The following is an 18,079-nucleotide window of genomic DNA, read 5'->3' as shown; positions in this document are numbered from 1 at the left end:
AACACCGCCGCGAGCTTCACGACCTACACCATGAACCACGCCGCGGTGGCGACCGCGCGCTGCGATAGCTGTCACAACGGCAACTACACCGGCCAGGGCACCAAGGGGGCGCTCGGCACCGCGTCGTATCCGAACCATGTCGCCACCGGCGGCGCCGACTGCGTCAGCTGTCACAGCAAGGCAGCCTCGGGCGGCTTCACGAGCTGGGGCGGTGCGGCGTTCAAGCATGCCGCCACCGACACCAACTGCGCGACCTGCCACAACGGCAAGACGGCGCAGGGCATGACCACGCCGCCGCACATTCCGACCGGCACGCTGCAGTGCTCGAACTGCCACAGCAACACCGCGGCGAGCTTCACGACCTACACCATGAACCACACCGCGGTGGCGACGGCACGCTGCGACAGCTGTCACAACGGCAGCTTCACCGGGCAGGGCACCAAGGGAGCGCTGGGCACCGCGTCGTACCCGAACCACGTCGCCACTGGCGGGGCGGACTGCGTCAGTTGTCATGCCAAGGCCGCCTCGGGCGGCTTCAACAGCTGGGGCGGCGCCGCGTTCAAGCATGCCGCGACCGACACCAACTGCGCGACCTGCCACAACGGCAAGACGGCGCAGGGCATGACCACGCCGCCGCACATTCCGACCGGCACGCTGCAGTGCTCGAACTGCCACAGCAACACCGCGGCGAGCTTTGCTACCTACACCATGAACCACGCGGCGGTGGCGACGGCGCGCTGCGACAGCTGCCACAACGGCAACTACACCGGCCAGGGCACCAAGGGGGCGCTCGGCACCGCGTCGTATCCGAACCACGTCGCCACCGGCGGGGCGGACTGCGTCAGTTGCCATGCCAAGGCGGCCTCGGGCGGCTTCACCAGCTGGGGCGGTGCGGCGTTTGCTCACAAGGCCACCGACACCAATTGCTCCACCTGCCACAACGGCAAGACGGCGTTGGGCATGACCACGCCGCCACATATCCCGACCGGGACGCTGCAGTGCTCGAACTGCCACAGCAACACCGCGGCGAGCTTTGCCACCTACACCATGAACCACGCCGCGGTGGCGACCGCGCGCTGCGATAGCTGCCACAACGGCTCCTACACCGGCCAAGGCACCAAGGGGGCGCTTGGCACCGCTTCGTACCCGAACCACGTCGCTACCGGCGGAGCCGACTGCGTCAGTTGTCACGCCAAGGCGGCGAGCGGCGGCTTCACCAGCTGGGGCGGTGCGGCGTTCAAGCATGCCGCGACTGACACCAGCTGCGCGACCTGCCACAACGGCAAGACCGCGCAGGGCATGACCACGCCGCCGCACATCCCGACCGGCACGCTGCAATGCTCCAACTGCCACAGCAACACCGCCGCGAGCTTCACGACCTACACCATGAACCACGCCGCGGTCGCGACCGCGCGCTGCGATAGCTGTCACAACGGCAGCTACACCGGCCAGGGTACCAAGGGCGCAATCGGAACCGCGTCGTATCCGAACCACGTTGCCACTGGCGGGGCGGATTGCGTCAGTTGCCATGCTAAGGCGGCCTCGGGCGGCTTCACCAGCTGGGGCGGCGCGGCGTTTGCTCACAAGGCCACCGACACCAACTGCGCGACCTGTCACAACGGCAAGACGGCGCAGGGCATGACCACGCCGCCGCACATCCCGACCGGCACACTGCAGTGCTCGAACTGCCACAGCAACACCGCGGCGAGCTTCACGACCTACACCATGAACCACGCCGCGGTGGCGACGGCGCGCTGCGACAGCTGTCATAACGGCTCCTTCACCGGCCAGGGCACCAAGGGGGCCATGGGCACCGCGTCGTTCCCGAGCCACGTGGCGACCGGCGGCGCCGATTGCGTCAGTTGTCACAGCAAGGCCGCCAGCGGCGGATATGTGAGCTGGGGAGGCGCGGCGTTCACCCACTCCGCGGCCAACACCAATTGCTCCACCTGCCACAATGGTTCGAGCGCGAAGGGCCTGACCACCCCGCCGCATATTCCGGTGACGGGCGTGCAGTGCTCGAACTGCCACAGCAACACCGCGGCGAGCTTCGCGACCTACACGATGAGCCATGCCGCCGTGCACGCCACGCGCTGCGACAGTTGTCACAACGGCTCGTATCGTAGCCAGGGCCGCAGAGGTGCGCAGGGGCCGGATCATAGCGCCAAGACGCAGGATTGCGGCTGCTGCCACGTGCGCGCCGCCGCCAATTTCTCCACCTGGGACGACGACCCGCAGAAGCCGGCAGCGGGCTGCTCCACGACGGCGCGGTCGGTGGTTCCTGCTCAGGCCCCGGCCGTCAAGGCGGTGACGCCGGCCTCGACCGCCAACCGGACGATGACGGCAGCAACGAATCCCGATGCAGCACCCGGTACGAACGCTGCACCGGCTACATCTCAGGCCGGCGCTGCCGCCAAGCCTGCGGCGCCATCCAGTTCGACGCTCCTGTTCAGCAGCAAGCCGCTGGCGAACACGGCTGCGACGTCGACGGCCCCGACAGCGGGATCCGAAGCAGGGGCCTCCGCCAGTTCGTCCGGTTCCTCCAATCCCGACAGTTCGGCCAAAGCTGGCGGTGCGGCGGCGTCCGTGCCGCAGCCGTCGGGGACGCCGCCCCGAATGACATCCGCGACATCACCGCTCTCGCCGAATGATCCCCGCGGCAGGCTCTTGCCTCCAACCGATACGGGCAGCGACTCGCCGGAAGCGAAGAATGCCGGTCGGCTTCCGTCGCTGCTGCCGACGTTCAATCCGAGGGCAGGGCTTGCCGGATCGAGCACCACGGAGGCCGGTTCCAGATTCAATCACATGACGGCGCAAGGGCCATGCGCATCCTGCCATAACGGAATGACCGCGCCTGGCAAACCGCCGAAGCACGTCGCAACCGCTGCGCCGTGTGAGACCTGTCACAAGAGCACGACGACGTTCAGCGGCGCCCGGTTCAGCCATACTGGAACGACGGCGGCCTGCGCGAGCTGTCACAACGGCATGGCCGCGAGCGGCAAGCCGCAGAAGCACGTAGTCACCAGCGCGCCCTGTGAGACCTGCCACAAGAGCACGACGACGTTCAGCGGCGCCCGGTTCAGCCATACTGGAACGACGGCGGCCTGCGCGAGCTGCCACAACGGCATGGCCGCGAGCGGCAAGCCGCAGAAGCACGTGGTCACCAGCGCGCCCTGTGAGACCTGCCACAAGAGCACGACGACGTTCAGCGGCGCCCACTTCAGCCACACCGGCACGATGGCGGCCTGCGCGAGCTGTCACAACGGCATGGCCGCGACGGGCAAGCCGCAGAAGCACGTCACGACGAATGCGCCGTGCGAGACCTGCCACAAGAGCACGACGACGTTCAGCGGCGCCCGCTTCAGCCACACCGGCACGATGGCGGCCTGTGCGAGCTGCCACAACGGCATGGCCGCGAGCGGCAAGCCCCAGAAGCACGTGGTCACCAGCGCGCCATGCGAAAGCTGCCACAAGAACACCGTGTCGTTCTCGGGCGCGCGGATGGATCACACCAGCCTGACTGCGCCGTGCGCCAGCTGTCACAACGGCTCCAACGCCACAGGAAAGTCGCCGAAGCACTTCGTGACCAACGTCCCCTGCGAGAGCTGCCACCGGACGGTGAGCTGGAGCTCGGTCAATTACCGGCATATGTCGGCGAGCTATCCGAACCATAGCGCGGCCATCGGCTGCACCGCCTGCCACAGCGGCAACTCGCAGGCCGTTCTGTTCAAGTTCGCGGCCTACAAGCCCGACTGCGCCGCCTGCCACGCCAGTGATTTCCGCCCGCAGCAGCACGCCAAGCTCATGAAGCCGGCGCCGATGGATTACACCGTCGCCGAGCTCAAGGACTGCACAGGCGCATGCCATATCTATGCTGACAAGTCGCAGACCACCATCGTCACCCGCCGCCAGCGGCAGCACCGGGTCAATGGAGGTGGCTGGTGATGCGCGGCTGCTTCAGACAAGCCGCGGCAGCGAGGTCGGCGGGATGGCTGATCGGTCTGCTGGCCGGCTTGCTCGCAATCCTGCTCGACGGGGTCTTTGGCGTTGCACCGGCCCAGCCGGTCATCGATCAGTTCGTCGCCAATGCAAATGCCACGACGATCGGAAACTGCAGCCTTCTGCGGGTCAATTTTCACGTTCGTGTCCGCTACACCGGGCATTTCCCGCTCGACCAAGGCAGCCAGCTCAGCGTCTCGCTGCAATTGGTCGACCGGGACGCCATCATGGCGCGGCGCCTGGTCAGGCGCGAAGGCGTGCGTGTCGACAATGCCCAGGGCTCCGGCCTCCAGGACGTCTATCTGACGCTCGATCAGAACAGGGGACCGATCCTCGTCGTCCAGTTTGCCAGCGAGTTCACCTATCAGATCGTCCAATCCGGCAGCTTCGAGCAGGTGGCGATCGTGGTGGCCCGAAAGGGTCCGGTGTCGGCGTGCAAGGTGAAGGCCCTGGTGCCGAGCGTAGCCGCCCCGGATGCGCCGAAACCGGTTGCGGTCCCCGGTGCGGCGGCGTCGGTCCGCAACGACAATCGCACGATGCAGCAGGCCTCCGCCGCGGACATCCGGTTTGCGGAGGCGTCGATGGACGAGGCTCGCGCGTCGATCAAGAAAGGCAATTTCAGCGCCGCGATCGAGCTCCTGAGGAAGGTGCTGAAACTCCCCGAGAACGGCTCGAGCGCCGAGGCGCAGGAGCTGCTCGGCGTGGCGCGGCAGAAGGCTGGCCAGACCGCTGCCGCGCAGGCGGAGTATGAAGACTATCTGCGCCGCTATCCGACTGGCGAGGGCGCCGAGCGGGTGAGGCAGCGACTCGCCGCGCTTCTCACCGCAACCAGCAGCGCGCCGGCGCGGCCGCGCGACATGCCTTCCGTCACGCCCGACGGCGGAGACATGGGGGCAGGCATGCCGACCAAGGCGGCAGGGCCGAACGGCGACACCCGCTGGTCGATGTCGGGCAGCCTCTCGACCACCTTCATCACCAACGACACGACCAGCGCCGTCAAGGACAGGGCGATTGCGCCGAACCCGAATGCGGATCCCGACGCGCACCGGGTGCATCAGAACACGCTGCTGACCAATTTTGACTTTCTCGGTACCGCCGACAACGACCGCATCAGGACCAAGTTCAGGCTGGCGTTCACCCATGAGCGCCAGTTCGATACCGGAAACGACAAATACGGCGTTTCGACCGCGCAGGTCGACTACACGCTGAAGGAAGCCGACGTGACGTTGCGCGTCGGACGGCAATCCCGCAACACCGGCGGCGTGATCGGCCGTTTCGACGGCGCGGTGCTGAGCTGGCAGAAGAGCCCGGGGCTGCGCTTGAACGTGCTCGCGGGCTCGCCGAACTGGAGCCGCTTCGACGCACCGTTCAAGGATGGCAAGACGCTCTATGGCGCAAGCATCGACTTCGGCAAGATCCTGGGTGGCCTCGAGACCACGGTCTACCTGATCACGCAATACGACCGCAACATCGTCGACCGCCAGGCCATCGGCGCCGAATTCCGCTATTTCGACGCCAACAAGTCGCTGCTCGGCCTGATCGACTACGACACGCATTTCCGCGCGCTCAACGCCGCCGTGTTCTCGGGAACGTATACGTTCGAGGACAAGTCGGTCATCAACGCCTCGTTCGACTATCGAAGAGTGCCATTTCTCTCGACCTGGAATGCGCTGCAGGGGCAGCCCTTCCTCACCCTCTACGACATGATGAAGTTCAATACCGCGGGCGAGATCAGGCAGCTCGCGATCGACCGTACGCCGACGTTCCAGTCGGCGATGGTGAGCTACTCGCGGCCATTGAATGAGACTTGGCAGGTTGCTGCCGATGCCACGGTGACCAATCTCACCGGCACGCTGCCGTCCGGCGGCGTCGACGGCACGCCGGCGAGCGGCCTCGAATATTATCTGTCGGCCCAGCTGACCGGGAACGGCATCATCAAGCCGGGCGATCTGTTCATGGGTGCGCTGCGCTACGCGAGCCTGGCGGACTCCAAGTTCTACGTTCTCGATCTTGCCACGCGCTATCCGATCACGCCCGATCTCGCCATCAGCCCGCGGCTGCGGGCGGGGTACAGGTCCGGGACCCGGACCGACCTGAAGGAGTACACGGTTCTGCCGTCGCTGCTGGTCAGCTATCTCTGGTCGAAGGAGATCAGCCTGGAAACGGAGATCGGCTATCGGTTCGTCGACAGCACGCTCGCCAACGTCAAGACGACGACCAAGGACCTGTTCGCGACGGTCACGTTGCGGCGCGATTTCAACGCCGACGGTGTCACCAAGTGCAACGCCTCGGTCGTCAGTTGCGCCTGGGCCAGGCCTGCAGCGTTGCAGGGCGGGCAGGGGGCAGGCTCGGGCGACATGCCGCTGCAATCGCGCGCGTCGATCCTGCCGTCCTACATGCTGGAGACCGGTGTGCGCTACTGGTTCAGCTCCGGGCAGAATCGCTACCGCTATTTCGCCGATCAGGCTGCGACGCTTCAGGTCTCCCGGCTCGCCTATGGCGGTATGACCGGGCACAGCGGCGAGATGTTCTTCAGGATCGATGCGCTCGACGGTCCGTTCACCAACATGTTTCTGAAGGGCTATATAGGGGCGGGCAAGATCAGCTCGGGCACGCTCGTCGACGAGGACTTCGCTCCGTTCGTCAATCCGTCGTCCAAGACCGTCAGCAGCGTGGGCGGGGGGCTGCAATATGCAAATCTCGATGTCGGTTTCAACCTGCTGGAGACCGAACGCTTCCGGCTCGGCGCCTTCGTCGGCTATCAATATTGGACGGAGACGGTGGACGCGCGGGGCTGCACCCAGGTGGGCGGCAATCCGACGATCTGCGCTCCTGCGCTGGGGCCGGGCGTGAAGGTGGTGACCGAGCAGGATCGCTGGCATAGCGGACGGGCCGGTGTCTCCCTCGACACGCGGCTGTCAGACCGGCTGAGCTGGCAGGCGGAGGCCGCCTATGTCTGGACCACGCAGAATGCGATCGACACGCACTATTTCACGTTCGGGCGCGATCCCGCCTCAGGGCAAGGAAGCGGCTTCCAGGCCGAGACCGTGCTGAACTACCAGTTGACCGACAATTTCCGCATCGGCATCGGTGGGCGCTGGTGGCATCTCAGCACCAATGCCGTCGATTCGTTCAATCAGGTCCTGAGATATACGACGGAGCGCTATGGCGTCTTCCTCCAGGGCTCCTACCAGTTCAATCGGGCAAAATAGCCGGCCGGAGGCGTCCAATCATGAACGACCGGACGGCCATCCGGCCTTCGCGGGACAAACCATCATCATCGCCGCCGATGAAGGACTGGGTAATACGATCCAGTTCGTCCGCTACGTGCCGATGGTCGCAGCGCTGGGCGCGCGCGTGATCCTCGCCGTTCAAGAGTGGTTGCTTCCGCTGTTGTCGAAGATGCCAGGCATTTCGCAGTGTGTTCCTGTCGCGGAGGCCAGCGAACTTGCGGGAGTGGATGTCCAGTGTCCGATCATGAGCCTGCCGCTTGCCTTTCGGACGACACTGGCCACGATTCCAGCGCCGGTGTCCTATTTGCCGGCGCCTGATCCGGATCGGATCCAACTCTGGCAGGAGCGCCTTGGCACCCCGGAGAAATTGCGGATCGGCCTGGTCTGGTCAGGCAATCCCAACCACCTCGACGACCACAATCGTTCCATCCCATTGCGCATGTTTTCCAGCCTGCTCCGCGAGGATGCGGCGTTCATCAGCCTGCAGAAGGAGCCGAAGGCCGAAGACAAGGCCGTGCTCCAGGAGGCGAGCGGGATCGTGGACCTGTCGGGTCTACTTGCCGATTTCGCCGATACCGCCGCGCTGATCTCATGTCTGGATCTCGTGATCACGGTCGATACCAGTGTCGCTCATCTCGCCGGCGCGCTTGGCTGTCCGACCTGGACGCTCCTGTCGTACACGCCGGACTATCGCTGGCTGCTCGATCGTGACGACAGCGTCTGGTACCCGCGCATGCGCCTGTTCCGTCAGCGCGAAAGGCGCGATTGGCGCGAGGTCATCGATCAGGTCGGAGATGCGCTTCGTGAACGGATCGTGGCGAGGGCGTCGTCCCCGCCGGTCTCTAGCGATGATCGCGTGGTCCTCCGCCGCTTCAATTCGACGACTGGCGGCTTGCCGTCAGTTGCTGGCGGTAACGTTCGGCGTCCCAGTTGAGCAGCAACTGCTCGTGCTGCGACGAGAGATAGCCGATATCGGCCGATAGCGGCAGGCGGCTGGTCACGAGCGCGAGGCAGCTCAGCATGGCCTCGGCGCCCGGGCTGGCGTCGCTGCGGATGATGGCACCGAGACCCGGCGCGAGCGCTGCGACGGGCGCGGGCAGGCGGCTCGCTTCGGCGCGCGCGAGCAGCGTGGCGAGGTCGCTGGCGCTCTCGATCGTCGGCAGGCCCGGGCCGAGAAACACGACGTGGTCCGGATACAATGAGCCGCCGGTCGCGATGGCGCGGTTGAACGGATCGGTGGCGATGCCGTGGCTACCAGCATCCTGCGGCAGGCGATAAGCGGTGCCAGCGCACAGACGGCGCAAGGCCGCTGCGTCGGCAGCAGGCGCCGGGCGTACCGGCAGCGCCAGCCGGTGCTCGACGTCATGGACCAGCGCCTCGGCCTGATCGCAGCTCTCGGCACCGACGACGAGGCCGTGATTGCCGAGGGTCAGCACGTCGATGCGGTCGCGCGCGACGATGGCGCTCACTGCGCGCGCCAGCGGCAGCCCGGGATGAAAGTAATCGAGATGGCGCCAGGCGAGCCCGTCCAGCCGCGCCGCAAAGTCATCGCGCGCATCGCGCCGCGCCGCCCAGGCGATGGTGTTGACGGCGTGCACGTGCAGCACGATCCGGTGCGGCAGCAGCGCATGCAGCGCGGTCTCGATCGAGGCGCGCAGGGGACCGGGAGCGGCCAGCGGAATGCGCTCGTCGTCAGCGGCGAGCGCGTCGCGCGCCGCCGGCAGGAGCACAGGCACGAAGATGTCCTTCGCGTCGGCATCGGCAAGCCAGGTGCCGGACGCCTTCACCCACAGCACATCATCCTGCTTGAGCGAGGAGTTGCCGCCGGCGCCTTGCACCAGCTCGATGTTGCGGCCGACCCGCGCCGACATCCGGCGCAACTCCTGAAGCTCGGCTGGCTCGCGCATTTCGCATCTCCTTCTCACCAAGAAAGGTGCTGCATCGTCCAGTTCGGCATGCGGCCGGGCGAAGCTGCGAGCTTGCGCGTTGCCGCAGCCAGGTCGGGCGCGCCGGCCAAGGTCGTGCGATGCACGCCATCGCCGAGCAGCAGGCTCTGCAGGCCTGCGGCGCGGGCGCCGGCGACGTCATGGTCGAGCGAGTCGCCGATCATCAGCACGCGGTGCGGATCCGGATCGCCGAGCTGCTCCAGCGCAGCCGCGAAGATCGGCTGATACGGCTTGCCGACGAAGCTCACCGGGCCGCCGAGCCACTCATAGGCGCGGGCCAGCGTGCCGGGTGCCGGCACGAGGCCGGCTGCACCGAACATCATCAGGTCGGGATTGGCACAGATCATCGGCACGCCCCGTGCCGCTGCTCCGGTGAATCGGTCGCGCCAGAGGTCCGGCTCGGCGAGGTCGTCATCGAGGCCGCCGAGCAGGATGAAGTCGGCGTCCCGCATATCCGTCACGAGGACGAGATCGAGCCCGTCGATCAGCGAGCAGTCGCCGCCCCTGGTGATCAGGAAGCAGGCGCTGCCGCAATCGGTGAACGGCGCGCGCGTCCGGTCGCGTAGTCCGCTCCAGGTCACCTCGCCCGAGGTGAGAATGCCGTCATAGGCCGAGCGCGGCAGGCCGAGCCGGGCGAGGCGCTCGGCATTGGCGCTCGCGCGCTTGCCGGAGTTCGACAGCACCAGGATCTGCTTGCCGGCCTCGCGCAGCCGCAGGACGCAGTCGTGCGCAGCCGGAAGCACGGTCCTGCCGTCATGCAACGTGCCCCATTGATCGAGCAGGACGTGATCGAACCGCTCGGCGATGGCGGACAGGCCGCTGATCTCGCACGCTGCCGCCGTCATTGCGGCGGTCGCTGCAGCGCCAGCAGCGCTGCGCCGTAGCTCGCTTCGGTCTGCGCGGCGACGCTGACGGGCACGCCAATGATGCGCCGGCGGATATCGGTCCAGGCGTCGTTCCGGGCGCCACCGCCGATGCTGATCACGCGCCGCAGCGCCGGTGCGCCGAGCGCGTGCAGGCGCTGATAGGCGAGCGCCTCGACGCTCGCGATGCCTTCGAGCAGCGCCTGGAAGAAGCGGTGATCCTCGGCCGGGCGCGGCGTGATCTTTGGTGCGAGGGCGGGGTCGGCGATGGGGAAGCGCTCGCCGGGTTTGGGCAGCGGATAGTAGTCGAGCCCGGTGGGCTCGTCCGGGCGCAGCAGCGGGGTCATGCGGTCCATGTCGGCGGCGGTGAAATGCGCGAGCAGCGCGGCGCCACCGGAATTCGATGCACCCCCGGCGAGCCATTTGTCACCGAGGCGGTGCGAGTAGACACCCTGATCGGCGGCGAAGATCGGCTGCGTCGCGACCAGCTTCACCACCAGCGTGGTGCCGAGCGAGGTCACCGCATCGCCTGGCGTGTCGGCGCCGGTGGCGATGAAGGCGGCGACGCCGTCGGTGGTGCCGGCGACGATGCGCGCCGACGGCGACAGACCGAGCGCGCGCGCGGTCGACGGATCGATGTCGGCGAATGGCGTGCCCGGCACCAGAATGCTCGGCAGCACGTCGCGGGGAACGCCGAGCTGATCGATCCATCGCGGCCATTCGCGCCTGACGGGATCATAGCCGAGCTTCAGCGCGTTGTTCTCGTCGCTGACGCCGTGGCGGCCGGCGAGGCGTCCGGCGATCCAGTCGGCCTGGTGCACGGCGTGCCGCGCGCCTGTCGTGGAGGCGAGCAGATGCATGAGCTTGGCGAGCGGGCTGCTCGTGCCATGCGCGCCGCTTTCGGGCGGCGCCACCGCGGCGATCCGCCTGGCTTCGTCGACCGCGCGCGCATCGTTGTACATCAGTCCGTGCGAGCGGGGCCGTCCGTCGGCGTCGATCAGCAGCAAGGTGCCCGAGGTGCCGTCGACCGCGATGCGCGCGATGGCGCCAAGATCGACGATCCTGCCGAGCTTGTCGAGCGCCGCGACCGTCGCCTGCCACCACAGCTCGGGATCCTGGTCGACGGCGTTGCCGTCCTGGCGCGGCGCGGCGAGCGGAACGGCGGCTGCGCCCTTGATCTCGCCGCGCGCGTCGACGGCGCAGGCGCGCACACCGCTCGTGCCCACGTCGATGCCGACAAACAACTCCGTCATGCGACCTCATCCCGTTGTGCGCCGGCGAGCATGCCTGTGCTTGCCCGGCGCGTCATCCCTGACGCGCTGCAGCACGTTTGGGGGATTGACGGCCGGATCGCCGTCTGCAATTTTTTGCAAGGTGTGAAGAAATTTGCAAGCAGGCATTCAAGCGTGACGACAGCTTCCGACAGGGCGCGCATGGTGGACGGCGAGGCTTCGCTGGCGACGCGCGCCGCATGGCTGTATTTCGCGGCCGGGCTGACGCAGTCGGAGGTCGCCGATCGGCTCAACATCCAGAGCACGAAGGCGCATCGCCTGATCGCGCGCGCCAGCCGCGAGGGCATGATCCGTGTCTTCGTCGAGGGTCCCGTCGCCGAATGCGTCGCACTTGAGAACGCGCTGGCCGAACGCTACGGGCTCGACTTCTGCCGTGTCGCGCCGGATCTCGGCGAGGGCGACCTGCCGCTGAAGGCGCTGGCGCTGGAGGGCGCGAGCTTCCTGCGCCAGGTGCTGGAGCGCGGCGACGACAAAATCATCGGTGTCGGCCACGGCCGCACGCTCGCGGCCGTGGTGGCGCAACTGCCGCAGACGCCGGCGCGCGACGTGCAGTTCGTGTCGCTGCTCGGTGGCCTGACGCGCAAATTCGCCGCCAATCCGTTCGACGTGATCCATCGCCTGGCCGAGCGCACCGGCGCCGAAGCCTATCTGCTGCCGGTGCCCGTGTTCGCCAACTCCGTCGCCGACCGCCGCGTGCTGATGCAGCAGTTCGGCATTGCCGACGTGTTTGCTCTCGCGCAGAAGGCATCGCTGCTATTCGTCGGCATCGGCCAGATCCATGCCGACGGCTTCCTGGTGTCGAGCGGCATGATCAAGCCGGACGAGGTCGTCGAGCTGAAGCGCGCCGGCGCCTGCGCCGACCTGCTCGGGCATTTCTTCAACGCCCAGGGCGAGCTGCTCGATCTCGATCTTTCGGCGCGGGCCACCTCGATGGCCGCTGCCGATCTGAAGAAACACCGCATCGTCGCCATCGGCGGCGGCGAGGCGAAGATCACGGCCCTGCGCGCTGTGCTGCGCAGCGGCTTCCTGAATGGCCTCATCATCGACGAGGCGACCGCTCAGGCATTGGCGACTGACAAGCCGGAGAAGACATCCGGCAACTCCAAGAACAAGAGTCGGAAGGGCAGGTAACGCGAACACGTCTCTACAAAAAACAAAGGGAGGGTTGAATGTACGATCGTGAGAAGAATCTCTTTGCGTCCTATGCCGGCAAGCGCATCAGCCGGCGTGATCTGCTCGACGGTGCCGCCAAGCTCGGCATTGCCGGTGTCGCCGCCAATGCCGCCTTTGCGTCCGCGATGTCGAAGGCGATGGCCGCTGACTTCAATTGGAAGGCGCATAGCGGCAAGACCGTCAAGCTGCTCTTGAACAAGCATCCTTACGTCGATGCGATGATCGGCGACATCGAGGCGTTCAAGAGCCTCACCGGCATGAACGTCACCTACGACATCTTCCCGGAGGACGTCTATTTCGACAAGGTGACGGCGGCGCTGTCGTCGAAGTCCGACCAGTACGACGCCTTCATGACCGGCGCCTACATGACCTGGACCTATGGTCCGGCCGGCTGGATCGAGGACCTCAACACCTACATCAAGGATCCCGCCAAGACCAATCCGGCGTTCGCCTGGGACGACGTGCTGCCCGGACTGCGGTCGTCGACGGCCTGGGATGGCGTCGCCGGCTCCGAGCTCGGCTCCGGCAAGGCCAAGCAGTGGTGCATCCCGTGGGGCTACGAGCTCAACAACATCACCTATAACCGCAAGATATTCGACAAGGTCGGCGTCAAGCCGCCGAAGAACCTCGACGAGATGCTCGACGTCGCGGCCAAGATCACCAAGGATGCCGGCGGTCCCTACGGCGTCGGTGTGCGCGGCTCGCGCTCCTGGGCCACCATCCATCCGGGCTTCCTGTCGGCCTACGCCAATTTCGGCCAGAAGGATTTCGTGATGGAGGGCGGCAAGCTCAAGGCCGCGATGAACACCAAGGCCTCGAAGGACTTCCACGAGAAGTGGGTCAGGATGATCCAGGGCTCGGGCCCCAAGAACTGGTCGACCTACACCTGGTACCAGGTCGGCACTGATCTGGGCGCCGGCGCCTCCGGCATGATCTTCGACGCCGACATTCTCGGCTATTTCATGAACGGCGGCGAGAACAAGGAGCGCGGCAATCTCGGCTACGCGCCGTTTGCGGCCAATCCGGCCGCCAAGGCGCCGACGCCGAACGTCTGGATCTGGTCGCTGGCGATGTCGAGCTTCTCCAAGCAGAAGGACGCGGCCTGGACCTTCATGCAGTGGGCGGCTTCGGTCGAGCATGATCTGTTCGGCGCCCGCAAGATGGACTTCGTCAATCCGGTCCGCGCCTCCGTGTGGAAGGACAGCGAATTCCGCGACCGCATCGCCAAGTCCTATCCGGGCTATCTCGAGCAGCACGACCTCTCGGCACCGGGAGCGAAGATCTACTTCACGGCGCAGCCGCTGTTCTTCGACCTCACCACGGAGTGGGCGGCGTCGCTGCAGAAGATGGTGGCCAAGGAGATCAGCGTCGACGAGGGCCTCGACAAGCTGGCCGAGAGCATCAACCGTCAGTTGAAGCAGGCCGGCCTCGGCTGAGGCTGGGCGCGGACTCTCCACGACCACCCGCCGGTCCGGCCGCTCCCCCACGGGCGTCCGGACCGGCCCATTCCCCGCGATGATGTGATCACGCTTGTTATGAGCATGGCTGAACTTGTCGAGACCCAGGCGGTGCCGCGACGCGCGAAACGCTGGCGCGGGCGGATGCTGCCGTATCTGCTGAGCTTGCCGGCGCTGCTGGTGTGCATCGCCATCCTGGTGCCATTCGTGACCGCGGCGATCTACTCGCTGCAGCGCTACCGGCTCAACCTGCCTTACTTGCGCGGCTTCATCGGCGTCGACAACTACATCGATTTCCTGTCCGACCCCGCGTTCTGGAATACGCTGCGGATCTCGCTCGTCTACACCGCGGTGACCGTCATCGCCGAGCTGCTGCTCGGCCTCGGCATCGCACTGCTGTTGCGCCGGCCGACGCGCTTCCATAACGCCGTCTCGATCGTGCTGCTGCTGCCGCTGATGACGGCGCCGGCGATTGCGGCGTTGATGTGGAAGCTGATGACCAATCCGAGCTTCGGCATCCTGTCCTATCTGGTCGGCCTGCTCGGCGTGACCGACTTCAAGTGGGCGTCCGATCCGTCGACCGCGCTGTTCACGGTCGTGCTGGTCGACGTCTGGGTCTACACGCCCTTCATCATGATCCTGCTGCTGGCCGGCCTGCGCTCGCTGCCGCGGCAGCCGTTCGAGGCGGCGGCGCTCGACGGCGTGCCGGCGAGCTTCGTGTTCTTCCGCATCACCCTGCCGATGCTCGCGCCCTACGTCATCACCGCGTCGCTGTTCCGGCTGCTCGATTCGATCCAGCAGTTCGACATCGTCTATGCGATGACCCAAGGCGGGCCAGGGGACCGGCTGATGGTGTTCCAGGTCCAGGCCTATCTGGAATTTTTCCAGTACACCAATGTCGGACGCTCGGCGGCGCTTTTGATGATCCTGTGGCTGATCACCAACATCCTGTCGAACATCTTCATCAAGAACTGGCTGCGGCTGCGCGAACGCGCCCACGGTCACGCCTGAGGAGGCCGCCGATGGATCATTCCAGTCTCGCCGGGCGCATCTTCCGCGGCATCGCGCTCGCGCTGGTGCTCGTCTTCTTCATGTTCCCGATCGTCTGGATCCTCATGATGTCGTTCCAGAGCAACGAGCAGATCCTGCGTATCCCGCCGCGCATCCTGTTCGAGCCGACGCTCGCCAATTACGAGGCGCTGATCTCGGGACAGCTCCGTACGGCAGCCGGCAATCTGCAGATCTCGTTCATGCGTAACCTCATGAACAGCTTCATCCTGTCGAGCGCCTCGGTGATCCTGGCGCTGCTGCTCGGCGTGCCCGCGGCCTATGCGTTCGCGCGGTTCAAGTTCCGGCTCGGCGAGACCATCGCCTTCACGCTGCTCTCGTTCCGCTTCGCGCCGCCGCTCTTGGTGCTGCTGCCGTTGTCGCTGTACTACCAGCAGCTCGGATTGAACGACACCTATTTCGGGATCGTCTGGGTCTATCAGCTGATCGCGCTGCCGCTGATCCTGTGGATCGTGCGCGGCTATTTCGAGGACATCAGCCCCGACATCGAGCACGCCTACCGGCTGGCGGGGCATTCCTGGCGCGAGGCGTTCACCCGGATCGCCGTCCCGCTGGCGGGACCCGGGATCGCGGCTGCGGGCTTGCTGTCCTTCATCTTCTGCTGGAACAATTTCGTGTTCGCGCTGATCCTGGCCTCGGCCGACAAGCAGCCGGTGACGGTGGGCGCGCTCGCCTTCGTGACGGCGTCCGGCATCCAGTATGGCCAGATCGCAGCCGCAATCGTGCTGTCGGTGACGCCGACCTTGCTGCTCGCGCTCTATGCGCAGCGCTATCTGGTCGAAGGTCTCTCGCTCGGTGCAGTGAAGGGTTGAGGATACATGGCCCGTCTCGAACTCCAATCGGTCGACAAGAGCTTCGGCGCCGCAAGCTGCGCCAAGGGCGTGTCGCTCGCGGTCGAGCCCGGCGAGATCGTCGCGGTGTTCGGCCCGTCCGGGAGCGGCAAGACCGTGCTGCTGCGCATGATCGCCGGCATGTTCGAGCCTGATGCGGGCGACATCCTGGTCGGGGGCCGTTCGATCGTCGATGCGGCGCCGGAGCAGCGCGGCATCGGCATGGCGTTCCAGAACTTTGCGCTGTTTCCGCATATGAGCGCGCGAGACAACATCGCCAGCGGCCTGCGGGCGACGGGCGCAGCCGATGTCGCGGCGAAGGTTGCGGCGATGAGCCGGCTGTTGAAGATCGAGCACGTGCTCGGCCACAAGCCTCGTGAACTGTCGAACGGCCAGAAGCAGCGCACCGCGCTGGCGCGCGCTCTGATCGGCAATCCTGAGGTGCTGCTGCTCGACGATCCCTTGCGCAACGTCGATGCCAAGCTGCGCTACGAGATGCGGCTGGAGCTGCCGAGCCTGCTGCGCCGGAGCTCTGCGGCGGTGCTTTATGTGACGCAGGATTATCGCGAGGCGATGGCGATCGCCGATCGCATTGCCGTGCTGATCAATGGCCGCCTGGTGCAGGTGGCGCGTCCGGAGGAGATCTATGCGCGGCCCGCGTCGGTTGCGGTGGCGCGGCTGTTCGGCGATCCCAGCATCAATCTCTCGGAGGTCGTGCCGGTGGTGGAGCAGGGCCGGTTGATAGCGGCTATCGCCGGGACGCAGGTCCGGCTCGATGTCGACGATCTGCCGGCGGATGCGCGGGAGCGCTGCTGGCTGGGCGTGCGGCCGGACGATGTCGCGGTGACGCGCCATGGCGGTGAAGGCGCGATCCCGGCGCGCACCGTCGCCGTCACCCCGATTCATGAGCGTGCCGTGGTGCTGCTGCGCTTTGCTGACGGATCCGAGTGGCTGGCGGCGCTGGCGCCCGAGGCGCTGGAAGCCGGCGCCGACGAGGACGTGTTCGTGCGGTTCGTGCCTGAAGCGGCGCTGCTGTTCGACCATGCGACGGGAGACCGTATTGGTGTCTTGCCGCGTCGGCAGGCGGCGTGAGGATGTGAGATGGGCATGCTCGAGATCCGCAACGTCGACAAGGTCTATCACCGTCGAGGCAAGGCGCCGGTTCACGCGGTGCGCGCGCTCGACATGGAGGTGAAGGCCGGCGAGATCGTCGCGCTGCTCGGCTCGTCCGGCTGCGGCAAGACCTCGACCTTGCGCATGATCGCCGGCTTCGAGAGTGTGAGCTCTGGATCGATCGCGCTGGCGCAGCGGCCGATCCATGATCTGGCGCCGGCGAAGCGCAGGGTCGCGATGGCGTTCGAAGGCTATTCGCTGTATCCGCCGCTGACGGTGCGCGAGAATATCGCCTTCGCCCTGAAGGCGCAGCAGTTGTCGCGCGTCGAGATAGCCCACCGCGTCGACAGCATCGCCCGCCTGGTCGAGATCGAGGACATTCTCGATCATCATCCGCGCGCGCTCTCCGGCGGCCAGCAGCAGCGGGTGTCGCTGGCGCGGGCGCTGGTGCGCGATGCCGACCTTTATCTGCTCGACGAGCCGATGGGCCAGTTGGAGCCGCAATTGCGCGCGGTGCTGCGCGGCCGCATCAAGGGCCTGCTCGCCGAGCGCGGCATGACCGCGATCTTCGTGACCCATGACCAGACCGAGGCGAGCGCGCTCGCCGATCGCATCGCCGTCATGGAGGATGGCGTGCTGCAGCAGTTCGCTGGGGAACGCGAGCTGAAGAACCGTCCGGCCAATCTGTTCGTCGCGAGCTTCATCGGCGAGCCGCCGATGAATCTGCTGGAGACTGTGGTCACGCAGGACGAAGCGAGGTTTCGCCTGGCGGTGGGTTCCGAGATGGCGTTTGAAATTCCCCGGCAGACGCTGGACGTGACAGGACAACAGGCACTGGCGCAGGCCGATCGGATCAAGGTCGGCATCCGGCCGCAGCGGATCGCGATCGGCAGCGGCGAGGCGCGGCTGCGCGTGGTCTCCAACCAGTGGCTCGGCGATCAGTCGCATATTGCGGGCGAATGCGCCGGTCATCTGCTGGTCGCGGTGACATCGAGCAAGATCGCGGCGCGGCCGGGCGATGTCGTGCCCTGCGCGCTGGAGTCACGCCATCTCCACATTTTCGGCGCCGACGGCATCTGCGTCCGCCACGCGGAGGCGCGCTGAC

Annotated in this window: 11 protein-coding genes and 1 pseudogene; 9 read left to right on the top strand and 3 right to left on the bottom strand. The window is 66.5% G+C overall.

From position 1 onward, the window contains the following. From ACQR1X_RS19210 to ACQR1X_RS19200, 3 genes and pseudogenes are all read left to right on the top strand, one after another. Nucleotides 1-3,945, top strand: a pseudogene (locus tag ACQR1X_RS19210) (hypothetical protein); the annotation flags it as partial. Then, entirely contained in the window at nucleotides 3,945-7,211 is a 3,267-nt protein-coding gene (locus ACQR1X_RS19205) for a hypothetical protein (protein WP_434899386.1), read from the top strand. The pseudogene ACQR1X_RS19210 and the gene ACQR1X_RS19205, both read left to right, overlap by 1 nt. Next, nucleotides 7,165-8,166, top strand: a complete 1,002-nt coding sequence (locus tag ACQR1X_RS19200) for a glycosyltransferase family 9 protein (RefSeq protein ID WP_434899385.1) — start codon at nucleotides 7,165-7,167, stop codon at nucleotides 8,164-8,166. Before ACQR1X_RS19205 ends, ACQR1X_RS19200 begins: the two co-directional genes overlap by 47 nt. Here ACQR1X_RS19200 and ACQR1X_RS19195 read toward each other — a convergent pair. Genes ACQR1X_RS19195 through ACQR1X_RS19185 form a run of 3 tightly spaced genes read right to left on the bottom strand, consistent with a single transcriptional unit; the run spans nucleotide 8,105 to nucleotide 11,294 of the window. Then, the gene (locus tag ACQR1X_RS19195) at nucleotides 8,105-9,139 is read right to left on the bottom strand and encodes a class II aldolase/adducin family protein (RefSeq protein ID WP_434899384.1); all 1,035 of its coding nucleotides are present in this window, start codon (nucleotides 9,137-9,139) and stop codon (nucleotides 8,105-8,107) included. The two genes, ACQR1X_RS19200 and ACQR1X_RS19195, sit on opposite strands and share 62 nt — an antisense overlap. A 14-nt stretch (nucleotides 9,140-9,153) precedes the next feature. Further along, nucleotides 9,154-10,023 carry a TIGR01459 family HAD-type hydrolase gene (locus ACQR1X_RS19190; RefSeq protein WP_316237500.1) on the bottom strand — a complete coding sequence of 290 codons (870 nt, stop codon included), beginning with the start codon at nucleotides 10,021-10,023 and terminating at the stop codon, nucleotides 9,154-9,156. Next, nucleotides 10,020-11,294, bottom strand: coding sequence for an FGGY-family carbohydrate kinase (locus ACQR1X_RS19185; protein WP_434899383.1), 1,275 nt, complete (start codon nucleotides 11,292-11,294; stop codon nucleotides 10,020-10,022). The genes ACQR1X_RS19190 and ACQR1X_RS19185 overlap by 4 nt, the downstream gene beginning before the upstream one ends. A 180-nt stretch (nucleotides 11,295-11,474) precedes the next feature. Here ACQR1X_RS19185 and ACQR1X_RS19180 point away from each other — a divergent pair, with 180 nt between their 5' ends. From ACQR1X_RS19180 to ACQR1X_RS19155, 6 genes are all read left to right on the top strand, one after another. Then, nucleotides 11,475-12,464 carry a sugar-binding transcriptional regulator gene (locus tag ACQR1X_RS19180; RefSeq protein ID WP_315804181.1) on the top strand — a complete coding sequence of 330 codons (990 nt, stop codon included), beginning with the start codon at nucleotides 11,475-11,477 and terminating at the stop codon, nucleotides 12,462-12,464. Nucleotides 12,465-12,502: 38 nt separating this feature from the next. Next, nucleotides 12,503-13,942, top strand: a complete 1,440-nt coding sequence (locus ACQR1X_RS19175; RefSeq protein WP_315804166.1) for an extracellular solute-binding protein — start codon at nucleotides 12,503-12,505, stop codon at nucleotides 13,940-13,942. Nucleotides 13,943-14,047: 105 nt separating this feature from the next. Then, nucleotides 14,048-14,974 carry a carbohydrate ABC transporter permease gene (locus tag ACQR1X_RS19170; protein WP_434899382.1) on the top strand — a complete coding sequence of 309 codons (927 nt, stop codon included), beginning with the start codon at nucleotides 14,048-14,050 and terminating at the stop codon, nucleotides 14,972-14,974. A gap of 11 nt (nucleotides 14,975-14,985) precedes the next feature. Further along, nucleotides 14,986-15,843 carry a carbohydrate ABC transporter permease gene (locus ACQR1X_RS19165; protein ID WP_434899381.1) on the top strand — a complete coding sequence of 286 codons (858 nt, stop codon included), beginning with the start codon at nucleotides 14,986-14,988 and terminating at the stop codon, nucleotides 15,841-15,843. A 6-nt stretch (nucleotides 15,844-15,849) separates the two neighbouring features. Continuing rightward, on the top strand, nucleotides 15,850-16,953 hold the full coding sequence (locus ACQR1X_RS19160; RefSeq protein ID WP_315804163.1) for an ABC transporter ATP-binding protein: 1,104 nt from the start codon (nucleotides 15,850-15,852) through the stop codon (nucleotides 16,951-16,953). A 15-nt stretch (nucleotides 16,954-16,968) separates the two neighbouring features. Then, nucleotides 16,969-18,078, top strand: a complete 1,110-nt coding sequence (locus ACQR1X_RS19155) for an ABC transporter ATP-binding protein (RefSeq protein WP_434899390.1) — start codon at nucleotides 16,969-16,971, stop codon at nucleotides 18,076-18,078. The last annotated feature ends 1 nt before the right edge of the window (nucleotide 18,079 follow it).

Source organism: Bradyrhizobium sp. HKCCYLRH3073 (genome assembly GCF_051167995.1).
GTDB lineage: Bacteria > Pseudomonadota > Alphaproteobacteria > Rhizobiales > Xanthobacteraceae > Bradyrhizobium.
This window is presented reverse-complemented; position numbering and strand designations above follow the sequence as displayed.

Coding starts and splice junctions, on each gene's coding strand:
- ACQR1X_RS19160 (WP_315804163.1), top strand. CDS start 15,850: ATGGCCCGTCTCGAACTCCAATCGGTCGACAAGAGCTTCGGCGCCGCA.
- ACQR1X_RS19175 (WP_315804166.1), top strand. CDS start 12,503: ATGTACGATCGTGAGAAGAATCTCTTTGCGTCCTATGCCGGCAAGCGC.
- ACQR1X_RS19170 (WP_434899382.1), top strand. CDS start 14,048: ATGGCTGAACTTGTCGAGACCCAGGCGGTGCCGCGACGCGCGAAACGC.
- ACQR1X_RS19155 (WP_434899390.1), top strand. CDS start 16,969: ATGCTCGAGATCCGCAACGTCGACAAGGTCTATCACCGTCGAGGCAAG.
- ACQR1X_RS19205 (WP_434899386.1), top strand. CDS start 3,945: ATGCGCGGCTGCTTCAGACAAGCCGCGGCAGCGAGGTCGGCGGGATGG.
- ACQR1X_RS19200 (WP_434899385.1), top strand. CDS start 7,165: ATGGCGTCTTCCTCCAGGGCTCCTACCAGTTCAATCGGGCAAAATAGC.
- ACQR1X_RS19185 (WP_434899383.1), bottom strand. CDS start 11,294: ATGACGGAGTTGTTTGTCGGCATCGACGTGGGCACGAGCGGTGTGCGC.
- ACQR1X_RS19165 (WP_434899381.1), top strand. CDS start 14,986: ATGGATCATTCCAGTCTCGCCGGGCGCATCTTCCGCGGCATCGCGCTC.
- ACQR1X_RS19190 (WP_316237500.1), bottom strand. CDS start 10,023: ATGACGGCGGCAGCGTGCGAGATCAGCGGCCTGTCCGCCATCGCCGAG.
- ACQR1X_RS19180 (WP_315804181.1), top strand. CDS start 11,475: ATGGTGGACGGCGAGGCTTCGCTGGCGACGCGCGCCGCATGGCTGTAT.
- ACQR1X_RS19195 (WP_434899384.1), bottom strand. CDS start 9,139: ATGCGCGAGCCAGCCGAGCTTCAGGAGTTGCGCCGGATGTCGGCGCGG.